Consider the following 13,854-nt stretch of genomic DNA (forward strand, 5'->3'; position numbering starts at 1 on the left):
CCCAACCCATGCCTACGGAATTCACTGATATGCCCCATACCTTGCCTGCACTGTCTTACGCCTACGCTGCGCTGGAACCGCACATCGACGCGCAGACCATGGAAATCCACCACACCAAGCACCACCAGACCTACGTCAATGGCCTCAACGCCGCCATCGAAGGCACCGAGTGGGCTGAGTGGCCGGTGGAAAAACTGCTCGGCGCGGTCGGGCAACTGCCGGAAAACCTGCGTGGTGCGGTGACCAACCATGGCGGCGGGCACGCCAACCACAGCCTGTTCTGGACCGTGATGTCACCGCAGGGCGGGGGAGAGCCGCATGGCGCTCTGGCGCAGGCCATCGACGCCCAACTGGGCGGCTTCGATGCCTTCAAGGAGGCCTTCACCAAGGCTGCGCTGACCCGCTTCGGCAGTGGCTGGGCCTGGCTCAGCGTGACCCCGCAGAAAACCCTGGTAGTGGAAAGCAGCGGCAACCAGGACAGCCCGCTGATGCACGGCAACACGCCAATCCTCGGCCTGGACGTGTGGGAGCATGCCTACTACCTGAAGTACCAGAACCGTCGTCCGGAATACATCGGTGCTTTCTACAACGTCATTGACTGGGCGGAAGTGGAGCGCCGCTACCTCGAAACCCTGAAATGAGTCTCCCCGGTATGCGCTCCCAGATGATGTCCGTCAGCCGTGTGCGCCTGTTTCGCCTGTTTCGCCTGACGCTTGGGACTTTGCTGTTGCTGGCAGGCACTGCATTGCTATTGGCGCGCGGCTTCGCCTGGTTGGACCTGGCCTGGCCAGCTTGGGGGTGTGCATCGGTTTGCGCCGGATGATGGGGTGTTCACCGGTTTCGCTGTGGGAGCGGCACATGACTCATTGAATTAGCGGGGACTCTGTGGGAGCGGCTTTAGCCGCGAACACCGGCGTAGCCGGTGCCATGCACCGCGTTGGGTTCTTCGCGGCTAAAGCCGCTCCCACAGGGTACGCGTACCGCTTGCGAATGAGCCAGCGAAATTCATTCGCCTTCGTCGAAGAAGTTGTTGATCAGCTCGACCAGCGCATCCATGGCATCAACGTCCTGCTCGCCTTCGGTATGCAGGTGCACCTGGGTGCCTTTGCCGGCCGCCAGCATCATCACCGCCATGATGCTCTTGCCATCCACCAGCTTGTCCGGCGCACGGCCAACCCTGACCTGGCAGGGGAAGCGGCCGGCAACGCCGACGAACTTGGCTGCCGCCCGGGCATGCAGACCCAGCTTGTTGATGATGGTGATTTCACGGGCGGGCATCGTGGGGCGGATCCTTGGGCTAGAGGTCGCGGTGGCGGACCTGGACGTTTTTCAGGGATTGCTGCAGCAGCTGGCCAAGGCGTTCGGTGATGTACACCGAGCGGTGGTGACCGCCGGTGCAGCCAATGGCAATGGTGACGTAGGCACGGTTGCTGGCGGCGAAGCGGGGCAGCCACTTGAGCAGGTAGCTGGAAATGTCGTTGAACATCTCTTCGACATCCGGCTGTGCGGCCAGGTAGTCGATTACCGGTTGGTCGAGGCCGGAGTGCTCACGCAGCTCAGGCTTCCAGTAGGGGTTGGGCAGGCAGCGCACATCGAACACCAGGTCGGCATCGACCGGCATTCCGCGCTTGAAACCGAACGACTCGACCAGGAACGCGGTGCCAGGCTCGGGCTGGTTGAGCAGGCGCAGCTTGATCGAATCACGCAACTGGTACAGGTTCAGGCTGGTGGTATCGATCTTCAGGTCGGCCAGGTCAGCAATCGGCCCCAGCAATTCGCTTTCCACCCGAATCGCTTCCGCGAGCGAGCGGTTGGCGTTGGTCAGCGGGTGGCGCCGGCGGGTTTCCGAAAAGCGCTTGAGCAGCATGTCTTCGTCGGCATCCAGGTACAGCACGTCGCACTGGATATGCCGGGCGCGGGCTTCTTCGAGCAACTCGGGGAAGCGCGTCAGGTGGCTGGGCAGGTTGCGCGCGTCGATCGACACGGCGACCTTGGGTTGCAGCAACTCGGTATTGATCAGTGCATTTTCCGCCAGCTGTGGCAGCAGCCCGGCGGGCAGGTTGTCAATGCAGTAGAAACCGTTGTCTTCCAGGACATCGAGGGCGGTGCTCTTGCCGGAGCCGGACCGGCCGCTGACGATGATCAGGCGCATGTTCAGTGCTCGTTCTGTACGTCCAGGACAACCTGGAACAGGGCCTCGCTGCTGGTGGCCGCACGCAGGCGATCACGGACCTCCTTGCGATCGAGCATGCTGGCAATCTGGCGCAGCAGTTCCAGATGGGCATCGGTGGCGGCTTCAGGCACCAGCAGGACGAACAGCAGGTCCACCGGCGCGCCATCGATGGCGTCGTAGTCGATAGGGGCTTCCAGGTGCAGCAGGGCGCTGACCGGAGCGGAACATCCTTCAAGCCGGCAGTGCGGGATGGCGATGCCGTTGCCGAAACCGGTCGAACCGAGTTTTTCCCGGGCGACCAGTTTTTCGAAGACGTCTTGCATCTCCAGTTCGGGCACTTGTTCGGCGATGACGGTGGCGACCTTTTCCAGGGCGCGCTTCTTGCTGCCGCCCGGCACGTTCACGAGGGAACGGCCGGGGGTCAGGATGGTTTCAAGTCGGATCATGGATGAGGGGGATCAGCGGGCAGCTGCACCTTGCAGCAGGCTTTGCTGTTTTTCCTTGTGTTTTTTCAGTTGGCGGTCGAGCTTGTCGGCCAAGGCGTCGATCGCTGCATACATGTCTTCGTGTTCGGCGTTGGCAACCACTTCGCCGCCGGGAATCTGCAAGGTCGCCTCGACCTTCTGCTGCAGCTTCTCGACTTTCATGATGACCTGCACGTTGGTGATCTTGTCGAAGTGACTTTCCACGCGAGCGAGCTTTTCAAGCACATAATCGCGCAGTGGCTGGGTGACTTCTACATGCTGTCCACTGATATTGACTTGCATACAGCTTCTCCTTTGTTGCCCGTGCATAAAGAGGCAGGTCTTGCACCTGCCCCACAAACGCTGTGGCACATCTCAGGGGCTACATCAGTCGCTTGCGCTCGCTCGACGGTGCGATGCCGAGGGACTCGCGGTACTTGGCGACGGTGCGACGGGCTACCTGGATGCCTTGTGCCTCCAGTAAACCAGCGATCTTGCTGTCACTCAATGGCTTTTTCTGATTTTCCGCCGCAACCAGTTTCTTGATGATCGCGCGGATCGCCGTAGACGAGCATTCTCCGCCTTCGGAGGTGCTGACGTGGCTTGAGAAAAAGTATTTCAGTTCGTAGATGCCACGCGGGGTGTGCATGTATTTCTGCGTGGTTACCCGCGAAATGGTCGACTCGTGCATGCCCACCGCTTCGGCGATGTCATGCAGTACCAGCGGCTTCATCGCTTCGTCGCCGTGGTCGAGGAAGCCGCGCTGGTGCTCGACGATCTGCGTGGCCACCTTCATCAGGGTTTCGTTGCGGCTTTGCAGGCTCTTGATGAACCAGCGCGCTTCCTGCAGCTGGTTGCGCATGAAGGTGTTGTCGGCGCTGGTGTCGGCCCGGCGCACAAACCCGGCGTACTGCGGGTTGACGCGCAGGCGCGGAATGGCCTCCTGGTTCAGCTCCACCAGCCAGCGGTCGCTGTCCTTGCGCACGATGACGTCGGGCACCACGTACTCGGGCTCGCTGGACTCGATCTGCGAGCCGGGGCGCGGGTTGAGGCTTTGTACCAGCTCGATGACCTGGCGCAGCTCGTCTTCCTTGATTTTCATGCGACGCATCAGCTGGCTGTAGTCACGGCTGCCGAGCAGGTCGATGAAGTCGGTGACCAGGCGCTTGGCTTCGGCCATCCACGGGGTGCTGGCGGGCAGTTGGCGTAGTTGCAGCAACAGGCATTCGCCCAGGGTACGGGCGGCAACGCCGGCTGGCTCGAACTGCTGGATGCGGTGCAGCACCGCTTCGACCTCGTCCAGCTCGATATCCAGCTCCGGGTCGAAACCGGCGCAGATCTCCTCGAGGGTGTCTTCCAGGTAGCCCTGGCCGTTGATGCTGTCGATCAGGGTGACGGCGATCAGGCGGTCGGTGTCGGACATCGGAGCCAGGTTCAGTTGCCACAACAGGTGGCTTTGCAGGCTTTCGCCGGCCGATGTGCGGGTGGTGAAGTCCCACTCGTCGTCGTCGTTGCTCGGCAGGCTGCTGGCACTGGTCTGGTAGATGTCTTCCCAGGCGGTGTCGACCGGCAGTTCGTTGGGGATGCGCTCGCTCCACTCACCGTCTTCCAGGGTGTCGGCACTGGTAGTGCTTTCCTGGAAGCTGTTGTCCTGGACTTCGGCGGCCGGCTTGTTCTCGGCGTTGTCCGCCATCGGGTCGCTGTTGTCGAAGTCGTCGCCGTCTTCCTGACGTTCGAGCATCGGGTTCGACTCCAGCGCTTCCTGGATTTCCTGTTGGAGGTCCAGGGTGGAGAGCTGGAGCAGGCGGATGGCCTGTTGCAACTGCGGTGTCATCGTCAGTTGCTGGCCCATTTTTAGGACGAGCGATGGTTTCATGGCTGGGGCTTAATACCTTGTTCGCCGGCGCGCATGCGCCATCCACTACACGAGGGCGCCGGGGCGCCAGATCAAGCAAGTTTTATGCCTTAAATTGTAGCGTTTGCCTAGAGCACCGTAACACTTTACCCCGGGTTTCAGGGCGATTTGCCAGTACTCCAGGCGCGTGCCGGGCTCAGAGCCGGAACTCGTGGCCCAGATAAACCTCTTTGACCAGGTCGTTGGCCAGGATGGTTTCGGCGTCGCCTTCGGCGATCAGCCGGCCATCGTTGACGATATAGGCGGTTTCGCAGATATCCAGGGTCTCACGCACGTTGTGGTCGGTGATCAGTACACCGATACCCTTGGCCTTGAGGTGATGGATGATCTGCTTGATGTCGCCGACCGAAATCGGGTCGACACCGGCAAACGGTTCGTCCAGCAGGATGAACTTGGGTGCGGTCGCCAGCGCGCGGGCAATTTCCACGCGGCGGCGCTCACCACCGGACAGGCTCATGCCGAGGTTGTCGCGAATGTGGCTGATGTGGAACTCCTGCAGCAGGCTTTCCAGCTCTTTGCGCCGGCCGTCGCGATCGAGTTCCTTGCGGGTCTCGAGGATGGCCATGATGTTGTCGGCCACCGACAGCTTGCGGAAGATCGAGGCTTCCTGCGGCAGGTAGCCGATGCCGGCGCGGGCGCGACCGTGCATGGGCTGGTGGCTGACATCGAGGTTGTCGATCAGCACGCGCCCCTGATCGGCCTGGACCAGGCCGACGATCATGTAGAAGCAGGTGGTCTTGCCGGCGCCGTTGGGGCCGAGCAGGCCGACGATCTGGCCGCTGTCGATCGACAGGCTGACGTCACGTACGACTTGCCGCCCCTTGTAGCTCTTGGCCAGGTGCTGGGCTTTGAGGGTTGCCATTTACTCGGCCTTCTTCTTGGGCTGGATCACCATGTCGATACGCTGACGCGGCGAGGTCACGTTGCCACCGCGACCGGCGGTTGCCACCTGGGTCTGGGTGTTGTAGACGATCTTCTCGCCTTCGGTGGTGTTGCCTTCGTTCTCGACCTTGGCGCGGTCGGTGAGGATCACCATGTCCTTCTGCGACTGGTACTGGATGGTCACCGCCCAGCCTTTCATCTTGTCTGGCTTGGCTGCGCTCTGCTGCTGCTCGAAGTAGGCCAGGTTGCCCACCGAGGTCACCACGTCGATGTCGCCGGAGGCGGAGCGGGTGATGGTCACGGTGTTGCCTTTGATCATCATCGAACCCTGGGTGATGATCACGTCGCCGGTGTAGGTGGCCACGCCCTGCTTGTCGTCCAGGTGGGCGTTGTCGGCCTGGATGCGGATAGGCTGGTCACGGTCGTTCGGCAGGGCGAGGGCGCTCGCGCTTCCCAGTGCTGCGCTCAGGCTGAGCAAAAGGGGGAGGGTTTTAACGAGCCTCATACTGTCCTCTTACGTTAGAGAGCAAGTCCATCTTGCCTTCTTTCAAATACGCTTTCATTCCTTTGCCCGTAGTTGTGCCACCGGCGCCGTCGATTCTAACGGCTTGCTCGGTCTGCGCATATTGCTTCTGCGGGAACACGGTCATGCGTGAGCTGGTAATGATCATTTCGCGCTGCTTTTCGTCGGTGCGGGCGACCCGTACGTTGTCGATCAGTTCGACTTCGCTGCCGTCCGGGTTGACTTCGGCGCGGGTGCTCTGCACATGCCACGGGTATTCGGTACCGCGGTACAGGTGCAGGTCCGGCGTGGTCAGCAGGGTGATTTCGCTGGCCTTGAGGTGTTCGACCTTGTCGGCGGTCATTTCGTACTGCAATTTGCCGTCGGGCAGGAACTGCACGCTGTGGGCGTTGACCGCGTAGTAGTCGATGGCGCTTTCGTCGACCTGGGTCACCGGCTTGTCGAGGAAGCTTTCCGGGCTGACATTCCAGTAGCCGATCGCCACCAGCAGGGCGGCGATCACTGCGAGCAGCGCAATGTTGCGGGCTTTCTTGCTGAGCATGGGCAGCCTTACAGGTAGTTGGCGTTGGCAGCGTCCAGGGTGCCCTGGGCCTGCATGATCAGTTCGCAGAATTCACGGGCCGCGCCTTCGCCGCCACGTGCCTGGGTCACGCCATGGGCGTGCTGGCGAACGAACGGCGCGGCGTTGGCCACTGCCATGCCCAGGGCGACCCGGCGGATTACCGGCAGGTCGGGCAGGTCGTCGCCCAGGTAGGCCACTTGAGCATAGCTCAGGCCCAGTTCGGCGAGCAGGCCGTCCAGCACCACCAGTTTGTCCTCGCGGCCCTGGTACAGGTGCGGGATGCCGAGGTTCTTCGCCCGGCGCTCGACCACCGGGGTCTTGCGCCCGCTGATGATCGCGGTGGTCACGCCCGAGGCCATGAGCATCTTGATGCCCTGGCCGTCGAGGGTGTTGAAGGTCTTGAACTCGCTGCCGTCCTCGAGGAAGTACAGGCGCCCGTCGGTGAGCACGCCGTCCACGTCGAACACTGCCAGCTTGATGTTCTTGCCGCGTTGCATGAGGTCCTGGTTCATTCCATCGCTCCTTTACATCACGCCGGCGCGCAGCAGGTCGTGCATGTTCAGGGCGCCGGTGGGGCGGTCCTCGCGGTCCACCACCACCAGGGCGCCGATCTTGTGGTCTTCCATGATCTTCAGGGCCTCGGCCGCAAGCATTTCGGCGCGGGCCGTCTTGCCGTGCACGGTCATTACCTGGTCGATCAGGGTGGTGTGGACGTCGATGTTGCGGTCCAGGCTGCGGCGCAGGTCGCCGTCGGTGAAGATCCCTGCCAGCTTGCCATCGGCTTCGACGATCACGGTCATGCCCAGGCCTTTGCGGGACATTTCAAGGAGTGCGTCCTTGAGCAGGGTGCCGCGGGGCACCTGGGGCAGTTCGTCGCCGGCGTGCATCACGTTTTCCACCTTGAGCAGCAGGCGGCGGCCCAGTGCACCACCCGGGTGCGAGAAGGCAAAGTCCTCGGCGGTGAAGCCGCGAGCTTCGAGCAGGGCAATGGCCAGCGCGTCGCCCAGCACCAGCGATGCGGTGGTGGAGGAGGTGGGGGCCAGGTTCAGCGGGCAGGCCTCTTGCTCGACGCGGGCGTCGAGGTTGACCTCGGCAGCTTGGGCCAGGGGCGAGTCCGGGTTGCCGGTCAGGCTGATCAGCTTGATGCCCAGGCGCTTGATCAGCGGCAGCAGGGTGACGATTTCGGCGGTGCTGCCGGAATTCGACAGGGCAAGGATGACATCATCGCGGGTGATCATGCCCATGTCGCCATGGCTGGCTTCGGCCGGGTGCACGAAAAACGCCGGCGTGCCGGTGCTGGCCAGGGTGGCGGCGATCTTGTTGCCGATGTGCCCGGACTTGCCCATGCCGACCACGACGACCCGGCCCTTGCTGGCCAGGATCAGTTCGCAGGCCTTGACGAAATTGTCGTCGATGCGCGCCAGCAGGGCCTCTACGGCCTCGAGTTCCAGGCGCAGGGTGCGTTGGGCGGATTGGATCAGCTCGCTGGATTGGCTCATGTCGAAAAAGCAATGCCTGATGAAAAGGCGGCGATTATAGCTGCAATGAAAGAAACCCTCACGCTTTCGATTGCCGTGGTGAATGTCTCGCCAGCCTGTCGCAGGGCTGAACGACTCGTTAGCCGACCTTGGGGCGGCGCTGTCAGCGGTGCTATAGTTCGCCGCTATTCGGCCTGCCAGGGGCGCTTGTGCCTTCCAGATGGAGGCCGACGTCCATTAGGACGAGGCTGCACTAGCAAGGAGTCTAGATGAGTGTGGATAGCGCCTACGCGGTCGAGTTGAAGGGGGTTACCTTCAAACGCGGTTCGCGCAGCATTTTCAGCAACGTCGACATTCGCATCCCGCGCGGCAAGGTCACCGGTATCATGGGGCCATCGGGTTGCGGCAAGACCACGTTGCTCCGCCTGATGGGCGCGCAGTTGCGCCCCTCCAGCGGTGAGGTCTGGGTTGCCGGGCAGAACCTGCCGACGCTGTCGCGCAGCGACCTGTTCGACGCCCGCAAGCAAATGGGGGTGCTGTTCCAGAGCGGCGCGCTGTTCACCGATCTCGATGTGTTCGAGAACGTCGCGTTCCCGCTGCGCGTGCACACCCAGCTGTCGGACGAGATGATCCGCGATATCGTGCTGATGAAGCTGCAGGCCGTGGGGCTGCGCGGTGCCATCGACCTGATGCCCGACGAGCTGTCCGGTGGCATGAAACGCCGTGTGGCGTTGGCCCGGGCAATTGCCCTCGATCCGCAGATCCTCATGTACGACGAACCGTTCGTCGGCCAGGACCCGATCGCCATGGGTGTATTGGTGCGTCTGATCCGCCTGCTCAACGACGCCCTGGGTATCACCAGCATCGTCGTTTCCCACGACCTGGCGGAAACCGCCAGCATCGCCGACTACATCTATGTGGTAGGTGATGGCCAGGTGCTGGGCCAGGGTACGCCTGACGAGCTGATGGGCTCGGACAACCCGCGCATTCGCCAGTTCATGAAGGGCGACCCGGACGGCCCGGTGCCTTTCCATTTCCCTGCGCCTGACTACCGCGCCGACCTGCTGGGAGCGCGTTGATGCGCAGAAAATCCTTACTCGAACGTGTCCGCCTGCTGGGGCGCTCGGCCATCGACGTGCTTGCGGTGCTGGGGCGCTCCTGTCTGTTCCTGTTCCATGCGCTGATTGGCCGTGGGGGCATCGGTGGCGGCTTCCAGCTGCTGGTCAAGCAGCTGTATTCGGTGGGCGTGCTGTCGCTGGCGATCATCGTCGTGTCCGGCGTGTTCATCGGCATGGTGCTGGCGCTGCAGGGCTTCAGCATCCTGACCAAGTACGGCTCGGAGCAGGCGGTTGGGCAGATGGTCGCCCTGACCCTGCTGCGTGAGCTCGGCCCGGTGGTGACGGCATTGCTGTTCGCCGGCCGTGCCGGTTCGGCGCTGACCGCAGAAATCGGCAACATGAAGTCCACCGAGCAGTTGTCGAGCCTTGAAATGATCGGCGTCGACCCGCTCAAGTACATCGTCGCGCCGCGCCTGTGGGCCGGTTTCATCTCGCTGCCGTTGCTGGCGCTGATCTTCAGCGTGGTCGGCATCTGGGGTGGCTCGTGGGTGGCGGTGGACTGGCTGGGCGTCTACGAGGGCTCGTTCTGGGCCAACATGCAGAACAGTGTTTCGTTCACCGACGATGTGCTCAACGGGCTGATCAAGAGCCTGGTATTTGCCTTCGTCACGACCTGGATCGCCGTATTCCAGGGGTACGACTGTGAGCCCACCTCAGAAGGGATCAGCCGTGCCACCACCAAGACCGTGGTCTATGCCTCGTTGGCAGTGCTGGGTCTGGACTTTATTCTGACCGCCTTGATGTTTGGAGATTTCTGATGCAAAACCGCACCCTGGAAATCGGTGTCGGCCTGTTCCTCCTGGCCGGGATCCTGGCGCTGCTGCTGCTCGCCCTGCGTGTCAGCGGGCTGTCGGCCAGCCCGAGCAGCGATACCTATAAAGTTTATGCCTACTTCGACAATATCGCCGGTTTGACGGTCAGAGCTAAAGTGACCATGGCCGGTGTGACCATCGGCAAGGTTACCGCCATCGATCTGGACCGTGATTCGTACACCGGTCGGGTGACGCTGCAGCTGGACAAGTCGGTGGACAACCTGCCGACCGACTCCACTGCCTCGATCCTGACCGCCGGGTTGCTTGGCGAGAAGTACATCGGCATCAGCGTGGGCGGTGAGGACCAGGTGCTCAAGGACGGCGGGACCATCCACGACACCCAGTCGGCGCTGGTGCTGGAGGATCTGATTGGCAAGTTCCTGCTCAACTCCGTTGGCAAGGAACCGAAAGAAGCGCAACCGGCTAACTAAGGAGTTTCCATGATTTCCATCCTGCGACGTGGCCTGCTGGTCCTGCTGGCGGCCTTCCCCCTGCTGACCATGGCTGCGCAGACGCCACACGATGTGGTTCAGGGCACCACCACTGAACTGCTGGGCGACCTCAAGGCCAACAAGGAACAGTACAAGTCCAACCCCAACGCCTTCTACGATGCGCTGAACCGCATCCTCGGCCCGGTGGTGGACGCTGACGGTATTTCCAGAAGCATCATGACCGTCAAGTACTCGCGCAAGGCTACCCCCGAGCAGATGCAGCGCTTCCAGGAAAACTTCAAGCGCAGCCTGATGCAGTTCTATGGCAATGCCCTGCTCGAGTACAACAACCAGGGCATCACCGTCGACCCGGCCAAGGCTGATGACGGCAAGCGCGCCAGCGTTGGCATGAAGGTCACCGGCAACAACGGTGCCGTGTATCCGGTGCAGTACACCCTGGAAAACATCGGCGGCGAGTGGAAGGTGCGTAACGTGATCGTCAACGGCATCAACATCGGCAAGCTGTTCCGCGACCAGTTCGCCGACGCCATGCAGCGCAATGGCAACGACCTGGACAAGACCATCGACGGCTGGGCCGGCGAAGTGGCAAAGGCCAAGCAGGCCGCCGACAACTCGCCAGAGAAGACCGTCAAATGAGTGAGGCCGGCGTAAGCATGGCCGAGCCGGGCGTGCTGCGCCTGGCCGGCGTGCTGGACTACCGCAGCGGGCCGGCCCTGCGCAAGCAGGGCAAGGCGCTGATCGCGGCCTGCCGCGAGGCGCAGCTGGTGCTCGATTGCTCGGCAGTGCAGCGCTCCACCAGTGTCGGCCTGTCGTTGCTGCTGGCATTCATGCGTGACGCCCAGGCCGCCGGCAAGGGTTGCCAGGTGCGCAGCATGCCCGACGACATGCGGGAAATTGCCGAGGTCTATGACCTCGATGAAGTGCTGGCAACCTGATGGCATGGCACGGATGATGGCCCCTCGGTCAGCGAAGCCCTCGTTGGGCTTCGCAGGCGAGGGGCTTTTTTGTATGATGGCCGACCCGTGCGCATCGGGCGCCGATTGAGGTTGAGCATGCAGGCCGTAGAAGTTAAAAGCTTCCTTGAAGAGAAATTGCCGGGTTCCCGGGTCGAAGTTGAAGGCGAAGGCTGCAACTTCCAGTTGAACGTGATCAGCGACGAGTTGGCTGGCCTGAGCCCGGTCAAACGCCAGCAGGCGATCTATGCTCACCTGAATCCGTGGATCGCCAATGGCAGCATCCATGCGGTAACCATGAAATTTTTCAGCAGCGCAGCCTGGGCTGAGCGCACCTGAGCCAACGTGGCGGCGAGATTCCAATGGACAAACTGATTATTACTGGCGGCGCTTGCCTTGATGGCGAGATCCGCATTTCGGGCGCGAAGAACGCAGCCCTGCCGATTCTGGCGGCGACCCTGCTGGCCGACGGCCCGGTCACCGTGGGCAACCTGCCGCACCTGCACGACATCACCACCATGATCGAGCTGTTCGGCCGCATGGGCATCGAGCCGGTGATCGACGAAAAGCTGGCGGTCGAGATCGACCCTCGCACCATCAAGACCCTGGTTGCACCTTACGAGCTGGTCAAGACCATGCGCGCCTCGATCCTGGTGCTGGGCCCGATGGTCGCCCGTTTCGGTGAGGCCGAAGTGGCCCTGCCTGGCGGTTGCGCCATTGGCTCGCGCCCGGTCGACCTGCACATCCGTGGCCTCGAGGCCATGGGCGCGAAGATCGAAGTCGAAGCCGGCTACATCAAGGCCAAGGCGCCTGAGGGTGGCCTGCGCGGTGCGCACTTCTTCTTCGACACCGTGAGCGTGACCGGTACCGAGAACATCATGATGGCCGCTGCCCTGGCCAAGGGCCGCAGCGTGCTGCAGAACGCCGCGCGCGAGCCGGAAGTGGTCGACCTGGCCAACTTCATCAACGCCATGGGCGGCAAGGTCCAGGGCGCTGGTACCGACACCATCACCATCGATGGCGTCGAGCGCCTGCACTCGGCCAACTACCGCGTGATGCCGGACCGTATCGAGACCGGCACCTACCTGGTTGCCGCTGCCGTGACCGGCGGCCGCGTCAAGGTCAAGGACACCGATCCGACCATCCTTGAAGCCGTACTGGAAAAACTCAAGGAAGCCGGCGCCGACATCAACACTGGCGAAGACTGGATCGAGCTGGACATGCACGGCAAGCGGCCGAAAGCCGTCAACCTGCGTACCGCCCCGTACCCGGCGTTCCCGACCGACATGCAGGCGCAGTTCATCTCGCTCAACGCCATTGCCGAAGGCACCGGTGCAGTGATCGAGACGATCTTCGAAAACCGCTTCATGCACGTCTACGAAATGCACCGCATGGGCGCGCAGATCCAGGTCGAAGGCAACACTGCCATCGTCACTGGCGTCAAGGCGCTGAAGGGTGCCCCGGTAATGGCCACCGACCTGCGTGCTTCCGCCAGCCTGGTGCTGTCGGCGCTGGTAGCCGAAGGCGATACCCTGATCGATCGCATCTACCACATCGACCGTGGTTACGAGTGCATCGAAGAAAAACTGCAGATGCTGGGCGCGAAGATCCGTCGCGTACCGGGCTAGTAGCCCGTCGGCATACCGTGTGGGAGCGGGCTTGCCCGCGAATACCGGCAGAGCCGGTGCCATGCACCGCGGTGGTTGCTTTGCGGGCAAGCCCGCTCCCACAATGAATCAAATGCGGTCGGGCTCGACGCCCGGCCGGCAGTAGCCGCTTAAGGACCGACGTTCCAATGTTGACCATCGCGCTTTCCAAAGGCCGTATTCTCGACGATACCCTGCCGTTGCTGGCCGAGGCCGGTATCGTGCCGACCGAGAACCCGGACAAGAGCCGCAAACTGATCATCCCCACCACGCAGGACGATGTGCGCCTGCTGATCGTGCGTGCCACCGACGTGCCGACCTATGTCGAGCATGGTGCCGCCGACTTGGGTGTGGCCGGCAAGGATGTGCTGATGGAGTACGGCGGCCAGGGCCTTTACGAGCCCCTGGACCTGCAGATTGCACGTTGCAAGCTGATGACCGCTGGCGTGGTCGGCGCACCCGAGCCCAAGGGGCGTCTGCGCGTGGCTACCAAGTTCGTCAACGTAGCCAAGCGCTATTACGCCGAACAGGGCCGCCAGGTCGACATCATCAAGCTGTACGGCTCGATGGAACTGGCACCGCTGATCAACCTCGCCGACAAGATCATCGACGTGGTCGACACCGGCAACACCCTGCGTGCCAACGGCCTGGAGCCCCAGGAACTGATCGCCACGATCAGCTCGCGCCTGGTGGTCAACAAGGCCTCCATGAAAATGCAGCACGCCCGTATCCAGAGCCTGATCGACACGCTGCGCGGAGCGGTCGAATCGCGACACCGCGGCTGACTCTCTACCGACTGCGCGCGGCCTTCGCTGCCGCGCCCGTCTATCCGCGTCATAGCCATTTTTCTCGGGTGCCCGCGCGGATGGACTGGTA

General features: G+C 62.5%; 19 protein-coding genes. 9 read left to right on the forward strand and 10 right to left on the reverse strand.

Features of this window, described 5'->3' with window-relative positions; translation table 11 throughout:
* Window positions 1-29 precede the first annotated feature (29 nt).
* Complete coding sequence (locus ABNP31_RS04790; protein ID WP_238067302.1) at window positions 30-641, forward strand: superoxide dismutase; 612 nt, start codon at window positions 30-32, stop codon at window positions 639-641.
* A gap of 364 nt (window positions 642-1,005) precedes the next feature.
* Here ABNP31_RS04790 and ABNP31_RS04795 read toward each other — a convergent pair whose 3' ends face one another.
* The 10 genes from ABNP31_RS04795 to ABNP31_RS04840 form a co-directional block, all read right to left on the reverse strand.
* Entirely contained in the window at window positions 1,006-1,278 is a 273-nt protein-coding gene (locus ABNP31_RS04795; protein WP_023660775.1) for an HPr family phosphocarrier protein, read from the reverse strand.
* Between the two features lie 19 nt (window positions 1,279-1,297).
* Window positions 1,298-2,152, reverse strand: coding sequence for an RNase adapter RapZ (rapZ, locus tag ABNP31_RS04800; RefSeq protein WP_085587488.1), 855 nt, complete (start codon window positions 2,150-2,152; stop codon window positions 1,298-1,300).
* A gap of 2 nt (window positions 2,153-2,154) precedes the next feature.
* Window positions 2,155-2,619: a PTS IIA-like nitrogen regulatory protein PtsN gene (gene ptsN, locus ABNP31_RS04805; protein WP_015269060.1), complete on the reverse strand. Its 465-nt coding sequence runs from the start codon at window positions 2,617-2,619 to the stop codon at window positions 2,155-2,157.
* 12 nt (window positions 2,620-2,631) lie between these two features.
* Window positions 2,632-2,940 (reverse strand): ribosome hibernation-promoting factor, HPF/YfiA family, encoded by a 309-nt coding sequence (gene hpf / locus ABNP31_RS04810; protein ID WP_003255135.1) that lies wholly within the window; start codon window positions 2,938-2,940, stop codon window positions 2,632-2,634.
* A gap of 79 nt (window positions 2,941-3,019) precedes the next feature.
* Window positions 3,020-4,513: an RNA polymerase factor sigma-54 gene (locus tag ABNP31_RS04815; RefSeq protein ID WP_015269061.1), complete on the reverse strand. Its 1,494-nt coding sequence runs from the start codon at window positions 4,511-4,513 to the stop codon at window positions 3,020-3,022.
* 175 nt (window positions 4,514-4,688) lie between these two features.
* Complete coding sequence (gene lptB, locus ABNP31_RS04820; RefSeq protein WP_015269062.1) at window positions 4,689-5,414, reverse strand: LPS export ABC transporter ATP-binding protein; 726 nt, start codon at window positions 5,412-5,414, stop codon at window positions 4,689-4,691.
* Window positions 5,415-5,939, reverse strand: a complete 525-nt coding sequence (lptA, locus tag ABNP31_RS04825; RefSeq protein WP_015269063.1) for a lipopolysaccharide transport periplasmic protein LptA — start codon at window positions 5,937-5,939, stop codon at window positions 5,415-5,417.
* Window positions 5,926-6,498, reverse strand: a complete 573-nt coding sequence (lptC, locus tag ABNP31_RS04830) for an LPS export ABC transporter periplasmic protein LptC (RefSeq protein WP_085664516.1) — start codon at window positions 6,496-6,498, stop codon at window positions 5,926-5,928. The genes lptA and lptC overlap by 14 nt, the downstream gene beginning before the upstream one ends.
* Window positions 6,499-6,506: 8 nt before the next feature.
* A complete protein-coding gene (locus ABNP31_RS04835) occupies window positions 6,507-7,031 on the reverse strand; it encodes a KdsC family phosphatase (protein WP_024086339.1) in 525 nt (174 codons plus the stop codon).
* 12 nt (window positions 7,032-7,043) lie between these two features.
* Entirely contained in the window at window positions 7,044-8,018 is a 975-nt protein-coding gene (locus tag ABNP31_RS04840; RefSeq protein ID WP_003257920.1) for a KpsF/GutQ family sugar-phosphate isomerase, read from the reverse strand.
* Between the two features lie 248 nt (window positions 8,019-8,266).
* Between ABNP31_RS04840 and ABNP31_RS04845 the strand changes: the two genes are divergently transcribed.
* The 8 genes from ABNP31_RS04845 (at window position 8,267) to hisG (ending at window position 13,763) form a co-directional block, all read left to right on the forward strand.
* Window positions 8,267-9,076, forward strand: a complete 810-nt coding sequence (locus ABNP31_RS04845) for an ATP-binding cassette domain-containing protein (protein WP_012270662.1) — start codon at window positions 8,267-8,269, stop codon at window positions 9,074-9,076.
* Window positions 9,076-9,873, forward strand: a complete 798-nt coding sequence (mlaE, locus tag ABNP31_RS04850; protein ID WP_025337825.1) for a lipid asymmetry maintenance ABC transporter permease subunit MlaE — start codon at window positions 9,076-9,078, stop codon at window positions 9,871-9,873. Before ABNP31_RS04845 ends, mlaE begins: the two co-directional genes overlap by 1 nt.
* Window positions 9,873-10,358 carry an outer membrane lipid asymmetry maintenance protein MlaD gene (gene mlaD, locus ABNP31_RS04855; protein WP_003257921.1) on the forward strand — a complete coding sequence of 162 codons (486 nt, stop codon included), beginning with the start codon at window positions 9,873-9,875 and terminating at the stop codon, window positions 10,356-10,358. The genes mlaE and mlaD overlap by 1 nt, the downstream gene beginning before the upstream one ends.
* Before the next feature lie 9 nt (window positions 10,359-10,367).
* Complete coding sequence (locus ABNP31_RS04860) at window positions 10,368-11,015, forward strand: MlaC/ttg2D family ABC transporter substrate-binding protein (RefSeq protein ID WP_025337826.1); 648 nt, start codon at window positions 10,368-10,370, stop codon at window positions 11,013-11,015.
* Window positions 11,012-11,314: an STAS domain-containing protein gene (locus ABNP31_RS04865; protein WP_025337827.1), complete on the forward strand. Its 303-nt coding sequence runs from the start codon at window positions 11,012-11,014 to the stop codon at window positions 11,312-11,314. The genes ABNP31_RS04860 and ABNP31_RS04865 overlap by 4 nt, the downstream gene beginning before the upstream one ends.
* Before the next feature lie 117 nt (window positions 11,315-11,431).
* Window positions 11,432-11,671, forward strand: a complete 240-nt coding sequence (locus ABNP31_RS04870; RefSeq protein ID WP_003255121.1) for a BolA family protein — start codon at window positions 11,432-11,434, stop codon at window positions 11,669-11,671.
* Between the two features lie 23 nt (window positions 11,672-11,694).
* Window positions 11,695-12,960: a UDP-N-acetylglucosamine 1-carboxyvinyltransferase gene (gene murA / locus ABNP31_RS04875; RefSeq protein WP_085616790.1), complete on the forward strand. Its 1,266-nt coding sequence runs from the start codon at window positions 11,695-11,697 to the stop codon at window positions 12,958-12,960.
* Window positions 12,961-13,127: 167 nt separating this feature from the next.
* Window positions 13,128-13,763: an ATP phosphoribosyltransferase gene (gene hisG / locus ABNP31_RS04880; RefSeq protein ID WP_003257924.1), complete on the forward strand. Its 636-nt coding sequence runs from the start codon at window positions 13,128-13,130 to the stop codon at window positions 13,761-13,763.
* Window positions 13,764-13,854: the final 91 nt, after the last annotated feature.

Origin of the sequence: Pseudomonas asiatica (assembly GCF_040214835.1) — a bacterium.
Taxonomy (GTDB): domain Bacteria; phylum Pseudomonadota; class Gammaproteobacteria; order Pseudomonadales; family Pseudomonadaceae; genus Aquipseudomonas; species Aquipseudomonas putida_Z.

Coding starts and splice junctions, on each gene's coding strand:
- hpf (WP_003255135.1), bottom strand. CDS start 2,940: ATGCAAGTCAATATCAGTGGACAGCATGTAGAAGTCACCCAGCCACTG.
- ABNP31_RS04865 (WP_025337827.1), top strand. CDS start 11,012: ATGAGTGAGGCCGGCGTAAGCATGGCCGAGCCGGGCGTGCTGCGCCTG.
- rapZ (WP_085587488.1), bottom strand. CDS start 2,152: ATGCGCCTGATCATCGTCAGCGGCCGGTCCGGCTCCGGCAAGAGCACC.
- ABNP31_RS04860 (WP_025337826.1), top strand. CDS start 10,368: ATGATTTCCATCCTGCGACGTGGCCTGCTGGTCCTGCTGGCGGCCTTC.
- ABNP31_RS04835 (WP_024086339.1), bottom strand. CDS start 7,031: ATGAACCAGGACCTCATGCAACGCGGCAAGAACATCAAGCTGGCAGTG.
- lptC (WP_085664516.1), bottom strand. CDS start 6,498: ATGCTCAGCAAGAAAGCCCGCAACATTGCGCTGCTCGCAGTGATCGCC.
- murA (WP_085616790.1), top strand. CDS start 11,695: ATGGACAAACTGATTATTACTGGCGGCGCTTGCCTTGATGGCGAGATC.
- mlaD (WP_003257921.1), top strand. CDS start 9,873: ATGCAAAACCGCACCCTGGAAATCGGTGTCGGCCTGTTCCTCCTGGCC.
- ABNP31_RS04840 (WP_003257920.1), bottom strand. CDS start 8,018: ATGAGCCAATCCAGCGAGCTGATCCAATCCGCCCAACGCACCCTGCGC.
- ABNP31_RS04845 (WP_012270662.1), top strand. CDS start 8,267: ATGAGTGTGGATAGCGCCTACGCGGTCGAGTTGAAGGGGGTTACCTTC.
- ABNP31_RS04795 (WP_023660775.1), bottom strand. CDS start 1,278: ATGCCCGCCCGTGAAATCACCATCATCAACAAGCTGGGTCTGCATGCC.
- ABNP31_RS04870 (WP_003255121.1), top strand. CDS start 11,432: ATGCAGGCCGTAGAAGTTAAAAGCTTCCTTGAAGAGAAATTGCCGGGT.
- ABNP31_RS04790 (WP_238067302.1), top strand. CDS start 30: ATGCCCCATACCTTGCCTGCACTGTCTTACGCCTACGCTGCGCTGGAA.
- hisG (WP_003257924.1), top strand. CDS start 13,128: ATGTTGACCATCGCGCTTTCCAAAGGCCGTATTCTCGACGATACCCTG.
- ptsN (WP_015269060.1), bottom strand. CDS start 2,619: ATGATCCGACTTGAAACCATCCTGACCCCCGGCCGTTCCCTCGTGAAC.
- mlaE (WP_025337825.1), top strand. CDS start 9,076: ATGCGCAGAAAATCCTTACTCGAACGTGTCCGCCTGCTGGGGCGCTCG.
- lptA (WP_015269063.1), bottom strand. CDS start 5,939: ATGAGGCTCGTTAAAACCCTCCCCCTTTTGCTCAGCCTGAGCGCAGCA.
- ABNP31_RS04815 (WP_015269061.1), bottom strand. CDS start 4,513: ATGAAACCATCGCTCGTCCTAAAAATGGGCCAGCAACTGACGATGACA.
- lptB (WP_015269062.1), bottom strand. CDS start 5,414: ATGGCAACCCTCAAAGCCCAGCACCTGGCCAAGAGCTACAAGGGGCGG.